Origin of the sequence: Paenibacillus sp. MAEPY2, assembly GCF_000499205.1 — a bacterium.
GTDB classification, from domain to species: Bacteria; Bacillota; Bacilli; order Paenibacillales; family Paenibacillaceae; genus Paenibacillus; species Paenibacillus vandeheii.
The window spans coordinates 119,408-136,042 of the sequence record NZ_AWUK01000028.1 but is presented as its reverse complement, the minus strand read 5'-3'; the positions used below and the strand labels follow the sequence as shown (position 1 = coordinate 136,042).

12 protein-coding genes are annotated in these 16,635 nt (G+C 47.3%); 10 read left to right on the top strand and 2 right to left on the bottom strand.

Annotation, left to right across the window (positions count from 1 at the left end; translation table 11 throughout):
• Positions 1-73: 73 nt before the first annotated feature.
• Together P364_RS0120895 and P364_RS0120890 are read right to left on the bottom strand one after the other, a co-directional pair.
• Positions 74-1,306, bottom strand: a complete 1,233-nt coding sequence (locus P364_RS0120895) for an aminopeptidase (RefSeq protein WP_024632023.1) — start codon at positions 1,304-1,306, stop codon at positions 74-76.
• 99 nt (positions 1,307-1,405) lie between these two features.
• Positions 1,406-2,638 carry an aminopeptidase gene (locus P364_RS0120890; protein WP_024632022.1) on the bottom strand — a complete coding sequence of 411 codons (1,233 nt, stop codon included), beginning with the start codon at positions 2,636-2,638 and terminating at the stop codon, positions 1,406-1,408.
• Between the two features lie 214 nt (positions 2,639-2,852).
• Between P364_RS0120890 and P364_RS0120885 the strand changes: the two genes are divergently transcribed.
• The 10 genes from P364_RS0120885 to P364_RS0120840 all read left to right on the top strand — a co-directional run bounded on the left by P364_RS0120885 (position 2,853) and on the right by P364_RS0120840 (position 16,634).
• Positions 2,853-3,119 carry a hypothetical protein gene (locus P364_RS0120885; protein WP_024632021.1) on the top strand — a complete coding sequence of 89 codons (267 nt, stop codon included), beginning with the start codon at positions 2,853-2,855 and terminating at the stop codon, positions 3,117-3,119.
• 183 nt (positions 3,120-3,302) lie between these two features.
• Positions 3,303-4,112, top strand: coding sequence for an MBL fold metallo-hydrolase (locus P364_RS0120880; protein WP_024632020.1), 810 nt, complete (start codon positions 3,303-3,305; stop codon positions 4,110-4,112).
• Between the two features lie 213 nt (positions 4,113-4,325).
• Complete coding sequence (locus P364_RS0120875; RefSeq protein WP_024632019.1) at positions 4,326-5,330, top strand: aldose 1-epimerase; 1,005 nt, start codon at positions 4,326-4,328, stop codon at positions 5,328-5,330.
• A gap of 231 nt (positions 5,331-5,561) precedes the next feature.
• Positions 5,562-6,950, top strand: coding sequence for a class II fumarate hydratase (gene fumC / locus P364_RS0120870; RefSeq protein WP_024632018.1), 1,389 nt, complete (start codon positions 5,562-5,564; stop codon positions 6,948-6,950).
• Between the two features lie 178 nt (positions 6,951-7,128).
• Positions 7,129-9,873 (top strand): CHASE3 domain-containing protein, encoded by a 2,745-nt coding sequence (locus P364_RS0120865; RefSeq protein ID WP_024632017.1) that lies wholly within the window; start codon positions 7,129-7,131, stop codon positions 9,871-9,873.
• Between the two features lie 255 nt (positions 9,874-10,128).
• Positions 10,129-11,751 (top strand): PucR family transcriptional regulator, encoded by a 1,623-nt coding sequence (locus P364_RS0120860; RefSeq protein WP_024632016.1) that lies wholly within the window; start codon positions 10,129-10,131, stop codon positions 11,749-11,751.
• Between the two features lie 257 nt (positions 11,752-12,008).
• On the top strand, positions 12,009-13,514 hold the full coding sequence (gene pucL, locus P364_RS0120855) for a factor-independent urate hydroxylase (RefSeq protein WP_024632015.1): 1,506 nt from the start codon (positions 12,009-12,011) through the stop codon (positions 13,512-13,514).
• Positions 13,514-13,891, top strand: a complete 378-nt coding sequence (gene uraH / locus P364_RS0120850; protein WP_036664803.1) for a hydroxyisourate hydrolase — start codon at positions 13,514-13,516, stop codon at positions 13,889-13,891. The genes pucL and uraH overlap by 1 nt, the downstream gene beginning before the upstream one ends.
• A 38-nt stretch (positions 13,892-13,929) precedes the next feature.
• Positions 13,930-15,336: an allantoinase AllB gene (allB, locus tag P364_RS0120845; RefSeq protein ID WP_024632013.1), complete on the top strand. Its 1,407-nt coding sequence runs from the start codon at positions 13,930-13,932 to the stop codon at positions 15,334-15,336.
• Positions 15,333-16,634, top strand: a complete 1,302-nt coding sequence (locus tag P364_RS0120840; protein WP_029881166.1) for a Zn-dependent hydrolase — start codon at positions 15,333-15,335, stop codon at positions 16,632-16,634. The genes allB and P364_RS0120840 overlap by 4 nt, the downstream gene beginning before the upstream one ends.
• Position 16,635 lies beyond the last annotated feature (1 nt).

Below are 16,635 nucleotides of genomic sequence, written 5' to 3'. Positions count from 1 at the left end.
ACCAGTAAATCATGGTCAGAAGGGCAGCCTCTATGAGTTATCTAATAATCGTAGTAGAACGGATATAAAAGGCTTAGAAAGCCCAGTCGCCGTTCAGGAAGATGGCTTCACGCTCACCATTTGCCGTTATCCCGTAAATATTCGTTTCCGATGAACCCATCATGAAGTCCACATGTGTAATGCTGGAGTTCATACCGCGAGCTGCCAGCTCTTCAGTAGACATGGTCTTGCCGCCATCGATATTGAAGGCATAGGAGCTACCGATCGCGAGGTGACATGAAGCATTTTCATCATACAGCGTTGTGTAATAGAGAATACCGCTCTCCGAGATTGGAGAATGGAAGGGTACCAAAGCGACTTCCCCGAGATAATGCGAGCCTTCATCCATACTGATGAGTCTTTCTAGTGTATCCTGACCTTCTTCGGCGTGGAAATCAATGATACGTCCATTCTCAAACGTAAGGGAGAAGCGATCAATGATGCTTCCGCCGTAACTAAGCGGTTTGGTGCTGGATACTGTGCCGTTCACTCCATATTTGGCTGGCGCAGTGAACACTTCCTCTGTCGGAATGTTGGCCACAAAACGGGTACCTTGTTCGTTAATACTTCCCGCCTGCGCCCAAATGTGCCCTTCAGGAAGCTCAACGGTAAGATCCGTTCCCGGTGAGACAAAATGCAGAGCTTTATATTTTTTGCTGTTCAGGGCAACTGCTTTGTGCTCCAAACGTTCAATATGCTGCTCCCAAGCTGTAATAGGATCTTCCAGATCGGCTCTTACAGCGGCAAAAATGGCTTCCCAGAGCTGTTTCATCTGCTCGGCAGGGGGAAGATCAGGGAAGACTTTTGCGGCCCAATCCAGTGAAGGACAGGCCACTCCTGTCCAGCTCATTTTGTCGGCCTGCTGATACTGACGGTATTTGGACATGGCCTGACCATATGTACGCTGGTGGGTGGAAATACGCTCCGGATCAATGCCTTTCAAGAGGTCGGGACTGGATGACAAAACGGTCAAGAACGCAGCATCGTTCGCTGCCAGCTCCTCAAGTTCAGCGGCATGCCATTTCGGCGGGTTCTGAAAGGAATCCTCGGGAGCCATTTCAAACCGCAGCCGATTGACTGTTTCATCTCCATACTTGACGATGACTTTCTTTGCTCCGGCCTCGTAACCTTTGCGCACCAACAAACGCACGAATTCAGCTGTATCAATCATGGCGCTGATGACAAAGATTTGCCCGGGTTGAACATTAGCGCCTACTTTTACGGCCAGTTCAGCATAACGATCCAGTTTCTGTTCAAAACTCAACATATCAGGTTCCTCCATATCATGAATGACCCGCATACGCAGGAAAAGAGAGGAGTGATCCTCTCTCTCAATTCACCGTTTATTTAATTGTACTGTTTAAAATTAAAAAGCCCAGTTGCCTTGCAGGAAGATTGGCTCTTCACTACCTTCGGAAGTGACACCGTGAATGTTCATTTCTCCAGATCCAATCATGAAATCCACATGAGTGAGACTGGAGTTCAAGCCATTCTTGATCAATTCCTCTTTGGACATCGTTTTGCCACCTTCCAGACAGAAGGCATACGCATTACCGATCGCCAAGTGGTTGGATGCATTTTCATCAAAAAGGGTGTTGTAGAACAAAATATTCGTATCGGAAATCGGCGATTGATGTGGAACAAGAGCTACTTCGCCGAGATAATGCGCGCCTTCATCCATTTCAATCAAGCTTTTCAGTGAATCAATTCCCTGTTCAGCAGTATAATCGACAATCCGACCATTTTCGAACGTGAGGGAGAAGCCGTCGATCAGGTTACCGCCATAGCTTAGTGGCTTGGTGCTGCGAACGGTACCGTTAACTCCGGTCTTCAGTGGAGCGGTGAACACTTCCTCAGTAGGCATATTGGCAACGAATACGTGTCCCTGCTCATTGATGCTGCCACCGGATACCCACAGATGTCCTTCTGGAAGTTCGATAGTCAGGTCTGTGCCAGGGGCAGTATAGTGAAGCTTTTTGTATTTCTTCTCGTTGAGCAGATCAGCGCGGGAGTCGAGATTCAGCAAATGTGTTTTCCATTCCGCGACAGCATCCTGCTCACCAATGCGAACGGTTTTGAAGATAACATCCCACAATTTATCGATTTGCTGCTCAGCCGGAAGATCAGGGAATACTTTCGCTGCCCATTCAGGGGAAGGAACTGCCACAATGGACCAGCTGAATTTGTCCGCCATCTGATAGGAACGATACTTCTCCAATGCTTTACCGCGAACTTTCTGACTAGTCACGATGCGTTCTTGAGGAACACCTGCAAGCAGGTCAGGATTTTCTGCGATAACGTGCAGAATGGCGGCACCTTCTTCTACGAGTTCAGTCATTTCGCCTGCAAACCATTTTGGTTCAATGGAGAAGGATTCCTCTGGTGCGAGATCATAGTGAAGACGTGTGATGACTTCATCACTCCAGTTTACTTTGACCAGCTTGGCACCTGTGCCATAAGCGGCTTTGACAATCAGGCGCACAAAATGTGCTGCCGAAATTGGTGCGTTCACGACGAGAGTCTGACCAGAATGGACATTGACACCGACTTTGACAGCCAGTTCGGCATATTGTTGTAAATTCGTTTCGAAATTGTTCATGCTATTTTTTCCTCCCGTTTGGTATAATATCGTAGCTGTTTGTTATTATAGTCCTCATTACAGGTATGTAAGGAGTCAGTATTGTTCCCTCATTGAATAAGGTATACGTTGCTACGATATATATTGTACAATTAACCAATAATAATTACCAAACTAGGTTTACCATAAATTGTGGAGACCTGCAACAGATGAAAGTTTAAAGGAGAGAACGATTGTGAATATTGAGATTATTCGTGCAGAGATGCGTCGTGAAGATGAGAAGAATTTTGTAGGGAATACGGTTTTTCGTGCAGAAGGCGAAAAGTCAGTTTATGAAATTACGTTTATGAGCAAGAACGGCAAGGATTGGGACTATAGTCTGCATTTCACTGAACAATCCGGTGATGAAGAGGAACTGCTGCGTATGGACGAGCTGTTGGAAAACGATGACGATATGTACAACCAGTTGCTTGATGCGGCACTGGAAGCATATCCGGCGTAACTGTCCGAGATATTGTTGTTCTATTATGGAATGTAGCTGATTATACTAGACGGTGTATGCCTGAAACAGGGTGTCCACCGTCTATTTTATTGGTATGAAGGAATAGATGCTCCAGAAAAGGGAAGTCTACGACAGATGAATGGAACCAGAGAGACAATCCGCCTGAATGGGAGGTAACCGTGAATGGCATCTGACAATTTGATTACAGCAGGAATGACGGGACTTGAAGCAGTCGGGCACGATATCCTCAGTCTGCGTACACTATTCGTTAATGTTGTGTTCATCGGTGAGCCGGGAAGCAGGAACTGGGTGCTCGTGGACACTGGAATGGCAAGTTTCACGGATCAGATACTTCATGTGGCATCAGAGCGTTTTCCAGGTCCGCCGTCGGCGATTATTTTGACACATGGTCACTTTGATCACGTGGGGACCGTCATTGAACTGGAACAATTCTGGGGTGTTCCGGTGTATGCACATCCGCTGGAACTGCCTTATTTAACAGGTGTAAAGGATTACCCTCCTGCCGATCCTTCCGTAGGTGGCGGTTTGATGGCACGATTGTCATTTGCATATCCCAATGAAGCTATTAATCTGGATGATCGGATATTCAGTCTGCCTGAAGACCATTCAATTCCAGGTGTCTCTGGATGGGAATGGCTGCATACACCCGGTCATACACCGGGGCATGTCTCGCTATTTCGGAAAGAAGACCGTATCCTGATTGCCGGAGACGCGATTGTCACCGTGAAGCAGGAGTCGCTCTGGAGTGTGCTGCTTCAGGACAAACAGTTGCACGGTCCACCCGCATATTTTACAACGGATTGGCAAGCAGCCCATCGATCGGTTCAGATTATTCGAAGACTGGAGCCATTAGTCGCCGTTACCGGGCACGGGCATTCCTTAACTGGCGAAATGCTGAAGGATTCGCTGGAGAGACTCGATCTGGATTTCGAACAGACCGCCGTACCGGATCACGGCAAATATGTGGATTAATAAAGCGGATGCCAGACATGGCATTCCAGTATAATCTGGAGTGATTCCATTATGGCAGTATAAATGGATGGAGACAGCTGCGAAGCTCCGTGGCTGTCTTTTTTGTCATTCCATCATGAATTTGTTCTCTATCATAGATTGGTATTTTGTGCGTGGTCATGATATAGTCGAGCCGTATAATATAACCTTAGTATGCAGGAGGTACATATAACGATGACACAGCAAAATGCAGCTTTCGAAGAACAATTTGGAGGTATACCTGCCGTCTGGCTTCGCTTTAATCAATTCGAAGCGGCTGTCATTCCGAGCGTGGGTGCGAACCTTGTCGCGTTTCGTGATACAGAGCAAGGATTCCGGTATTTGCGTGAGCCAGACCTGGAACGTATGGACGAGTTTATGGCTGCACCTGCCGTATACGGAATTCCAATTCTTTCCCCACCCAATCGTTATGAGGATGGTCGCTTCCCCTGGAATGGTGAAGTCTATCAACTACCTATAAACGAACCGGCTACAGGCAACCATTTGCACGGATTCCTGCATAACGTCGAGTGGAAGGTGGAGGGCTATGGATCTGACGAGCTGGAGAGTTACGTTCTGCTTAGTCAGGAAGTGAAGGATGGACATGAGTTCTACAAATACTTGCCATTCACCTTCACTGTGACGCTCCGTTACTCACTGAGCAGCCTGGGACTTCAGCAGCAATTGAATGTCCGCAATAACGGAAAGGAACGTATGCCGAATTTGTTCGCATTCCATACAGCTATTAGCGTACCTTTTGCACCGGAAAGCCAGGCATCCGATTACACGGCCAAAGTAACAATTGGTCAGCGTCGTGAATTGAATGAACGTTCTTTGCCTACGGGACAATTTCAACCGCTTACACCGGAGGAAGAGCAATTAAAGGGTAAAGGCGTTAGTCCGTTTTTTGCAGCAATGGACAACCACTACACGGCAGAACCGCAGAATGGGCGTAACTATATGGAGCTTACCGATCATCGTACCGGTGACAAGCTGGTGTACGATGTAGGGACGTCCTACAAGCACTGGATGATCTGGAATAACAACATGGCTGGTGACTTCTTCTGCCCTGAGCCACAGATTAACCTGGTTAATGCTCCGAATGTACAAAGCATTCCTGCTGAAGAGATCGGTCTTATCGGTCTTGAGTCGGGTGAATTATTCGAACAAACCAGTCGTCTGTACCCAATCAAGCCGTAAAAATAAACGTTCGCACATTTTGCGGCACGCTTACAATTTTGTCGAAAAGGTGAAAATCTAGCAGACAATCATGTATAATATGACGAGATACACAGGCTTTGTTCATGAAGAGCATTTTGCATAAATTCCAAAAACGACTTTGGAATTAACAGATGCAAGATGCGATGTAGAAAAGAATGTATACGTATTGTTGTAGAGACCCAAACCATCTTTTTGGAGGAGGACAAGCAAGTGGAATACCGCATTGAGAGAGATACGTTAGGTGAAATGAAAGTTCCAGCCGACAGGCTGTGGGGAGCTCAAACGCAGCGCAGCAAGGAGAATTTTCCGATTGGTCGCGAGCATATGCCGATGGAAGTCGTACGTGCCCTGGCCATTTTGAAAAAAAGCGCTGCTGCAAGTAACCATAAATTAGGTAAATTGTCAGCTGCCAAATCGGATGCTATCGCTTATGCAGCTGATGAAATTATTGCAGGACGGATTGATGATCATTTCCCGCTCGTGGTGTGGCAGACGGGTAGCGGAACGCAGTCCAACATGAACGTAAATGAAGTTATTGCCAATTTGGGCAATCAGCTGCTTGAACAGAAGGGCAAGGAAGAACGTCTGCATCCGAATGATGATGTGAACATGTCCCAGAGCTCTAATGATACATTCCCAACGGCTCTGCATGTTGCAGGCGTACTTGCAGTTGAAGATCAGCTTTTGCCAGCGATTGCGGTGCTGAAAGCCACTTTTGCAGACAAATCGGAAAAATTCAAAGACATTATCAAAATTGGACGTACCCATCTTCAGGATGCAACGCCAATTACACTCGGTCAGGAGATCAGCGGCTGGGAAGCGATGCTGGACAAGAGTGAACGCATGATTCGTGATAGTGTGAATTATATGAAAGAACTCGCTATTGGCGGTACTGCTGTGGGTACCGGAATTAATGCCCATCCTGACTTTGGTGATTATACAGCCAAGGAAATTGGCAAGCATACCGGCAAGGATTTTGTATCAGCGCCAAACAAATTCCACGCGCTTACAAGTCATGATGAAGTGGTCTACGCTCACGGTGCAGTTAAAGCGCTTGCAGCTGACTTGATGAAAATTGCTAATGATGTTCGCTGGCTGGCTAGTGGCCCGCGCAGTGGTTTGGGAGAAATTCGCATTCCGGAGAACGAACCGGGCAGTTCCATTATGCCGGGTAAAGTGAATCCGACCCAGAGCGAAGCGATGACCATGGTAGTTACGCAAGTAATGGGGAATGATGCGGCGATTGGCTTCGCAGCTAGTCAGGGGAACTTTGAGTTGAATGTGTTCAAACCGGTTATTATCTATAACTTCCTGCAATCTGTTCAGCTTCTTGCTGATTCTATTGTGGCGTTCAACGATAAATGTGCGGTGGGCATTGAGCCTAACCTCGGTCAGATTGAACACAATCTGAATAATTCGCTTATGCTGGTTACTGCGCTTAATCCGCATATCGGTTATGAGAATGCAGCCAAAATTGCCAAGCTTGCACACAAGGAAGGACTGTCTCTGAAAGAAGCAACATTGCAGACAGGTCTGCTTACGGAAGAGCAATTCGATCAGTATGTTGATCCGGCGAAGATGATTGCCCCGAAAGCCTAATCCATCCTCATTTAGTGAACTTCATTCGAATAATCAAGCGACCTGCATCCGCAGGTCGTTTTTCTCGCTCGGAGGTTCTTGAACTAATGCTTGTCTGTATATACGTATACATATAAACTACATATGCAACTATTTTATTAATCGAGCGGAATTGTTTATTTCATTGGAGGTTTCTGCGTTGTCGAAAAAGAGAAGATTTACGATACGCTCCAAAATCGTTTTGGGCTATCTCGTGGTGGTGCTGTTGTTTGGGGCTGTTTTGATGATTCTGTCCGCCCAAATTAATGCCTCGCAGAAGGAAATTGATTTTATCACTCACCACGACCTGGAAGTGCATAACCTGACCAACGCAATTGAAAAAAATGTTCTGAATATGGAAACAGGACAACGGGGATTCATGCTTACTGGTGAAGAAAGTTATTTGGAGCCATACACGCAAGCAATGACCCAGTGGAACTCCAATTATGCCGAACTGTACGAGCTGATCAGCGATAACCCATCCCAGCAGATGAGTCTGGAAAACATCAAAACACATATTAACCGCTGGATTGATGTTGCCGGAGCAGCCTCGATAGCCCTGAAAAAGCAAGAGAATCAGGAGAAAGTCATTGAGTTTTTCCAGTCTGATCCAGGGAAAAGCGAAATTGATTTGTTGAGGTCACAGTTCCAAACCTTCCGCAACACGGAAATGGGCCTGACAGAAATTCGGGTAAGCGAGCTTGCAGAGCGAAGTTCCACACTGCTGACGATAATGTATACTTTATGGGCTGTCGTAGCCGGACTATCTGTTGCTGCAGCTCTTGTGATTTCGGGCAATATTGTGAAGACCCTGCGTGAAGTCAAACAAACCATCAGCGATATATCTCAAGGTGGCAATCTTACACAGCGTATTGTTGTACGAACACATGATGAAGTCGGTGATTTGGGTCAAGAAACGAATTTATTACTGGACACAGTACAGGAACAGAATCGGCTTAAGGATCGTGTTGCGAGCATAGCTACACTCCTTCAGAACCCAACAAGTCTGGAGGGACTGTCACGGTTGTTCCTCAACCAGGTCGCGATTCTGCTGGAAGCTCCTTATGGCGTGTTATATGCGATGAAAGAGAATCGTCTCATTCGTGTGGCTGCCTATGCAGCAGATGGAGAGAAAGAGCGTTCCCTCGGTAAAGTATCCATTGCACCGGGTGAGGGATTAGTGGGGCAGAGTGCGATTGAGAAGCGAGTTTTGCAGATGAACGACTTGCCGCAAAATTATATTCGCATCTCTTCGGGACTTGGTGATGCTTCAGCTGCATCACTCACGGTAGCCCCAGTGGTATTTGAAGGTAAAACAATAGCTGTCATCGAACTGGCTTCTATGAAGCCGATCCAATCAACGGAGACTAAGCTGCTAACTGAACTAATTGAAATCTTCGGAGTGTCGCTTCATTCCACCGTCACACGGATGGAATTACAGCATTTGTATGATGAGTCCCAGGTACTGAATGAAGAATTGCAGACACAATCGGAGAAGCTCCAGGCACAGACTGAAGAGATGATGTCTCAGACAGAAGAGTTACATATGCAGACAGAAGAACTGCACATGCTGAACGAGCGTTTGGAATTGCAAAAAGATGTGGCTGAGACCTCTGCCAGCGAGCTTGCAGAAGTAGCTGATCAGCTGCGGACAAGTTCTGGTTACAAGTCTGAGTTTCTGGCGAATATGTCACATGAACTGCGTACTCCGCTGAACAGTATGCTGATTCTGTCTGAGATTTTGGCTGAGAACAAGCATCAGCATTTAAATAGTGAAGAACAAAAATATGCTTCGGTGATCCATGCGTCAGGAAAGGATCTGCTCAACCTGATTAACGATATTCTCGATCTTTCCAAAGTGGAAGCAGGGGAGATGGAAGTGGATTTTGATGATGTCTATCTTGGAAGCCTGCCCGAAGCGATGAATCAATATTTCCTGAAAACGGCTGAGCAAAAAGGAGTTGATTTCCGGATTCAGCTGCAAAGTCCTTTGCCAGAAACGATTGTTTCCGATGAGATGCGCTTACACCAGATTTTGCGGAATTTACTCTCCAATGCATTCAAGTTTACCAATGAAGGTGAAGTGGCCTTAACGATCTCCAGAGTCGGTCTGCCCAATCCTGAAGAAAACGGGGTAGAGGCTGAAGTCATTGCCTTCTCGGTTAGTGATACCGGAATTGGCATTTCTGAAGACAAGCTGTTGCAGATCTTTGATGCGTTCAAGCAGGCAGATGGAGCCACAGCCCGAAAATACGGTGGAACCGGACTAGGACTGTCGATCTCTCAATCCCTTGCCAATCTGCTGGGTGGATCAATCTCGGCAACGAGCCGCGAGGGACAAGGAAGTGTCTTCACTCTATTCCTCCCGCTTAGAAGGGAAGAGCCTGAGGTTATGCAGAACTCCAGATTGTTCTTGAACGAGGTTGCTGTCACTGTTCCTGAAGTACACAGCACGACAGGAATGAATTCAACAAACGTCGAGATGCTGCTGACTCCATTGGAAAAATCGTTACTAAATGGGCGCCAAGTCCTGGTTGTGGATGATGATATTCGAAATGTATATGCCTTGGCGAATGCCCTTGAGCAATATGGGATGAATGTAATCACCGCACAGAATGGATACGAATGTCTGGAGATGCTGGAACGTGGGGAAGCAAAGCCGGATATTATCATGATGGACATCATGATGCCAGAGCTGGATGGTTATGAAACCACTCGCCAGATCCGAGAGAGATTAAATCTCAAGCAGCTCCCTATTATTGCTCTGACTGCCAAAGCCATGAAAGAGGATCGCGATAAATGTATCGCGGCAGGTGCCTCGGATTATCTTAGTAAACCGCTGAATATGAAAGAGGTACTGTCCCGGATGAAACTGTGGTTGAGTCATGAAACATTGGAAATCTGACCTTTCGTTTGGGAATTCAATATGTATCAACTCTAAAATAAAACCTATGCCAGTTGCGCAACGATTGCTGCAATGATGTCATGGGTTTTATTTTTTTCTCATGTAAGCTATTCAATTGAAAATGATGTTATAATACTTAACAACATTCAAGACGGGTTTCAAAAATATGGGGACAAATCAAGAGTTTATCCTTTATTCATGTCCATTCAAGGATTAAAACCGCTTTTTGCGTTATATATATGGGAGGTAATGTCCATGCAGCTTACGGTTAAAGAGGCTTTACAGGTATACCCGTTGTCTGAGGCCAGACTGGTTGCAGGTGGGGAAGGGACTTCACGGATGATGAAATCCGTTAACGTCATGGACGCTCCAGATATAGCGGATTGGATTAAATCCGGAGAACTGCTGTTCACAACCGCGTTCATTATGAAAGACAATGAGACCGATGCACTTCGTTTGATGCGCCGTCTGAATGAACGCGGTTGTGCCGGACTCGGCATTAAATTGGGACGCTTCTGGCAGTCCATTCCCCAAGGGATTATTGAAGAAGCGGACCGGCTGCGCCTACCGCTGCTCGAACTGCCGTTTCAGTTCACCTTTTCCGACCAGATGAATGCGTTATTCAAGGCTGAACATGAACGCAGCAATCGTTTATTGCATGAAGTGGTGCAGAAACAGAAAAAATTGATGCAGTTTGCACTGCAACAACAACAGCATCGGAATGTATTTGCCGAGCTTGCCACTGTACTGAATTACCCCCTTGCAGTTATTGGCTCCCGTGGACATGTGTTATATGGCAGTGAAGGCATTGCCGGAGACTCGTTAGTGCAGGGTTGGCCCTGGAAATCCGTCATGCACCGGGTGAAATGGAATCAGGGAAGTTGCCACCGAGTACCCATCAAGCAGAATGATGAAGAATACGGATTTTTGCTCGTCTTTACAGACTCGGCGCTGTCCCTTAGAGCGGAAGAAGAACTATTCCAGCAGGCTGCGGATGTCTTAGCATTCTATATGGATATGACATATCGGGAGCATATTAACCCGACCGTTCAGGATGAGATGCGTACATTGCTAAGCCAGTATCTGGATAACAAAATGACAGTAGATGAACTAACGAGACTTAGCGAGAATAAAGGTGTTCACCTGTTCCAGGGGACCTATCAATGCGTGTTGATCACGTTGGAACCGTCTGTTTTTTCAGAAGGGAAGCTGCTGAAGCAGATCCACCGTGAATTGCAGTACAATCCGCTTATGCAATTCACGGCCTCACAGCATTTTCAGATCGAAGATGGCATATTGTCCATTTACACCTGTCCAACGGGGCGAGATTACGGTGAGGAATTGTCAGCTTTCCTGCTGAGTCGATTCGGAGATGTGCTTGCTGCACAGGAAGCCAAGGGAGAATCCGCACCAAGATTCTGGATCAGTAAAATGAAGCATGAGCCGAAGTCGCTGCGTGAAGCCTATCAGGAATGTCTGGATACCCGACAACTGGCTCGCCGTTTTGGAATGAAGGATCGGGCTCTCCAGTTCGAGATGCTGGAATTCGCCTATGTATTCCAACATGTACCGGATAACATCATGGAGAATTACTGCAATAAAGTACTTGAACCTTTACTGGCCAGGGATGGCGATCCCAATCAGGTGCTGATGAATACGTTGGAATCTTTTATCGAGAATGATGGACTCATTAACGAAGCTGCCAAGCAACTGTTTGTGCATCGGAACACCGTCACCTATCGGATGGAGAAAGTCGGAAGTTTGCTGCAAATGGACTTTAAGAAGACCAATGATTTGCTGAAATTAAAACTGGTGTTCACCTTCCGCAAGTTTGTGCGGGACAAAACAGCAGCAAGACTTCAGGCGCAGCATCATTAATCTAAAGTTGGGCCATAGAAAAAGCATTGTGCAGCATAACAATGAAGTTGGCATGTCAGATAAAACCGTATTTCCCTTGAGGAAGTGCGGTTTTTTTGGGTTTTTACTGCATTTGATGAATCAAATCCCGTGCATTGCAAACAAATCACATATCTGATGTTATGTTATATTACAAAATTGCGTAAATATTGTTGTCGCAAAACAGAGAGACACTTAAAATGAAGAACAATAATCTACTGAAGACCGGAGGTTCTAACATGAGCGACTTCATTAAACTCGTTAACAGCTGGTCTATCACACAGTTCGTACATACGTTTGGCGGACTATTCGAAGAATCACCCTGGGTAGCGGAGCGTTCCTGGCCTTTACGGCCATTTGACTCTTTTGAACAAATGATGAATGTGATGAAGAACGTGGTTCAGACATCCGATGAAAAGATGAAGCTGCAGTTGCTTTGCAATCACCCGGATCTCGGGGCGCGAATCAGTATGAGCAGCAATTCCGTGCAAGAACAAGCTGGTGCAGGGCTTAATTCACTCTCGCCGGAGCAATATAACGAACTTCGTAAGTTAAATAAAGAATATACAAGCCAATTCGGCTTTCCTTTTATATTAGCCGTGAAAGGCCATACGGCTCAGTCCATCCTGGAGTCCATGCGGAGGCGCAATCAGCGTGGCAGGCAGGAAGAATTCCAAACCGCTCTGAAAGAGGTATTCAAGATTGCTTCCATTCGATTGGAGCAGTGGTTGGTACAGATTGGTCATGAACATGAAAGTGAGTTTAAACCATCCGAAGTGAAGCAGCGGACGATGTATTACGGCAAAGGGGATGTATGGGTGTACCGTTCATACGCCAAGCCGTTGACGGGCATCCAGCCTATTCCGGAATCTCCATTTACCGGACGCAATAATATCCTGTTTGGTTTGAACATTAAAGTAGCCGTCCAAGGTGACGAATTTCTGCCTTCTTTTATAGAAGGAGATAATTCCCGTGTTGTTGCCACGGATTCAATGAAGAATTTTATTCTAGTATATGCTGCGGATTACACCGGAGCTACAGTGGAGGGCTTCCTCGCTTACGTCAGCCAACGTTTTCTGGAGACCTATCCGCAGATGAGCAAAGTTCAGATGACCGCAGATCAGATTCCTTTTGAAGATGTGCCTGTTCGCAGAGAGGGAAGCCTTCGCCCAAGCGAGCTGGTATTCCGTTATTCCCAGAATGAACGAGCGACGGCTGCCATTGAAGCGCAGCGAAATGGAAGTCGAGTTGAGCTGAGCAATCATTTCAGTGGTGTTGCAGATATCAGACTGATTAAGGTGAAGGGCAGTGAATTTGCCGGTTTTGTCAAGGATGAATACACCACCTTACCAGAGACGTGGGACCGTCCGCTATTCATTTTCCTGAATATCAATTGGCGTTATGAAGATCCGAGAGATGGCATGGATGATCAGCGCGGGCGTTATGTAGCGGCAGAGCAGGTAAGAGATGTAGCTGCAGCAGTGTTCCATACGTGTCGTTCCGCATCCATTCAGCATCTGATTTATCAGATTGGATCAAGGCTCTTGCGTCGATTTGGACAGCTCAGTGAAGTTTCATTCGAATCCAACAATCGGACATGGGAGACGGTGTTGGAGGAAGTAAAAGAAGGAGAGGGCAAAGTATTTACCGAGCCCAGACCACCTTATGGGTTCCAAGGCTTCTCGATGACAAGGGACGATCTGGGGAATGACATCGGTGGCTCTAAGAAAGAAGGGGAGGCATGATGTCAGTGGCCAGAGGACGGATTACTACGCATGTGCTGGATACTTCCAAGGGCGTTCCGGCTGCAGATGTGCGGGTTGAACTGTATGTACTGCGCAGAGATGGTGAAAAAGAAACCAAAATAAAAGTAGCTGAATCGGTGACCAATGCCGATGGGCGTCTGAATGCGCCATTGCTGGACAGCGGCAGGCTTGAGCAGGCGGTGTATGAGCTTCAGTTCAACGTTGAGGATTATTATGCACAGCGATCTCTTGAGGAACTAGGGCAGGTGTTATGGACAGTTGTGCCGATTCGGTTTGCCGTATCCGATGCTGCAAGCCACTACCACATACCTTTATTGATTGCTCCAGGAGGTTACAGTACATACCGGGGAAGCTGAAATGCATGAATCCGGTTCTGATCAGGGAGGGCATCCATATGGCAAAAATAGATACGATCATCCGGGGGGCCCGGGTTGTATTGAGAGATAACGTAGAAGAACTGGATATTGGGATTGCTGGTGAAAAAATAATCGCTTTGTCCCCACAGCTGGTGGGTGATGAAGATACGGAAATGATAGAAGCGGCTGGCCTTACTGTAATGCCAGGGGTAGTGGACATTCATGTTCATTTCAATGAGCCCGGACTCGCGAGTTGGGAGGGGTTCAAGTCGGGATCAGCATCGCTGGCTGCTGGCGGAATTACGACGTATGTTGATATGCCGCTCAATGGTGTCCCCCCAACAATTAGACCGGATGCGTGGGAGATGAAAATGAAAGCAGCCGACGGTCAATCCTATGTTGATTATGCGTTCTGGGGAGGACTTGTTCCCGGTAATCGGGCCGAGCTTGCTCCTTTGGCCCATATGGGAGCGGCTGGATTCAAGGCATTTATGTCCGAACCCGGCGGAGAAGGGGAAGACATCTTCACCAGAGCCGATGAGGACACACTCTTGAATGGCATGTACGAGATTGCAAGGCTAAACCGCGTGTTGGCGCTCCATGCCGAAGACGAAGCGATGGTTGCTGAACTTGCGACCAGAAGTATTGCAGCAGGACGCATCGGCCCAATGGATTACGTGCAATCTCGTCCAGCTGAAGCAGAAGTTCGAGCGGTAACCCGAGCGCTGCAATATGGGGAGCAGACCGGATGTGCACTGCATTTTGTTCATATCAGTACACGGGAAGCGCTTGATCTGATTGCAGAGGCAAAACGGCGCGGACAGGATGTAACTTCCGAAACATGTCCGCATTACCTGAGTCTGACTGATGAGGATGTTGTCCGGTTGGGTGCTGTAGCTAAGTGCGCGCCGCCATTGCGTAGTCAGGCTGAGCAAGATCAGTTATGGGATGCCCTTGCAGCGGGCCTGATAGATGTTATTGCTTCCGACCACTCACCCTGTCCTCCCTCGATGAAACAATCTGATCATTTCTTCGAAATCTGGGGTGGCATCTCCGGGGCGCAAAGTACGTTGCTGCTTATGTTGGAGGAAGGACATCTTCGGCGAAATATAGCCCTTCCGTTGCTTGGAAGAGTTCTGGCTCTGCAACCTGCCAGAAGGCTTGGGTTGGATAGTAAAGGTGAAATCGCCATCGGCAAGGATGCGGATCTGGTACTTATTGATTGGGAGAAGACTACAACCCTGAATACGGATGACCTGCTCTACACCCATAAACAGAGTCCTTATGTGGGACGCACGTTTTCTTCCTGCATTGCAGATGTGTTCTGCCGGGGTGAGCGAGTATACAGTTCAAAAACAGGATTATCCGATCCACCTGTAGGACGGTTTGTCCGTGCCAACTCATCTGTTCCAGCTGGTATTGAAGGAATGGAGGGGTTATCATGACGGACTTTGAAGTGCACACGCCGTCTGGTACGGAATGTTCCATCCAGCCTTTGCCGCAATTGGAGCAGGTGAAGATGCAAAGCATGCTGGACTGGTTGTCCGCATATGGGGCTGATTCCCTAGGAGGAGTTACACGTCTGTTGTATGACAAAGCATGGTGTGAAGCACAGCATGCGCTTGCGGCAAAAATGCAGCAGAAAGGGTTGGCTCCCGAATTCGATCAATCTGGCAACCTGTATGGCACATTGAAGGGAACAGGTTCATTAACAGGAACGGAAGAAGCGCCAATTGTTACAGGATCACATATCGATACTGTCGTACATGGTGGAAAGTATGATGGTGCTTATGGCGTAGCTGCGGGAGTGCTTGCACTGGAGTATCTGCAAAACCATTTCGGGGCCCCGAAACGAACACTTCAGGTGGTCTCGCTCTGTGAAGAAGAAGGCAGCCGATTTCCGTTTGCTTATTGGGGATCGCGAAGTATAACGGGCGTCTCCGTTCTGGAAGATGTCCAGCATTTGAAGGATCAAGAGGGCATAACCTTTGCACAGGCGATACGTGATGCAGGCTTTGGACCAGATAGTTGTTATAGAACGGCTTCACACACGTACGGTGCCTTTATTGAACTTCACATCGAGCAAGGCCAAGTCCTTGAACGATTGGGCCATTCGATTGGTATTGTATCGGATATTGTAGGTCAGAAACGCTTTAGCATCACAGTAAGTGGTGAGGCCAATCATGCCGGAACTACACCAATGCTCTGGCGTAAGGATGCACTTGCAGGTGCAGCCGAGATGATTACAGCTGTAAGAAGTATCGCGCTGGGAGCAGGAGAACCGCTTGTAGCCACCGTGGGACGAGTAATCGCAGAACCGGGTGTCGGCAACGTTGTTGCTTCACGAGCTGTATTCTCACTGGATATCCGGCACATCAGGCAAGAGAGCATTGACCGATGCTGGCAGGATATGCTTCAGGCATTTAGCCGCATCGCAGCCGAGCAGCAGCTCGGACTGAACTGGGAAGAACACTTGTCAGTCACGCCTATTCCGATGAACGAACAGATGACTGTAGACATTCGTACTATCTGTGAAGTGGAGCAGCTGTCCTATATACACATGCCAAGCGGCGCAGGACATGATTCGCAGATCTTTCAACCGGCTTGCCCAACAGCGATGGTCTTTGTGCCCAGCCAAGATGGCATTAGCCATAATCCCCTTGAATATACAGCTGAAGAGGACCTGATGAAAGGCTTCCGGGTCCTGGTGCAGCTACTCTATAAATACGGTTACGGGAGTTGAG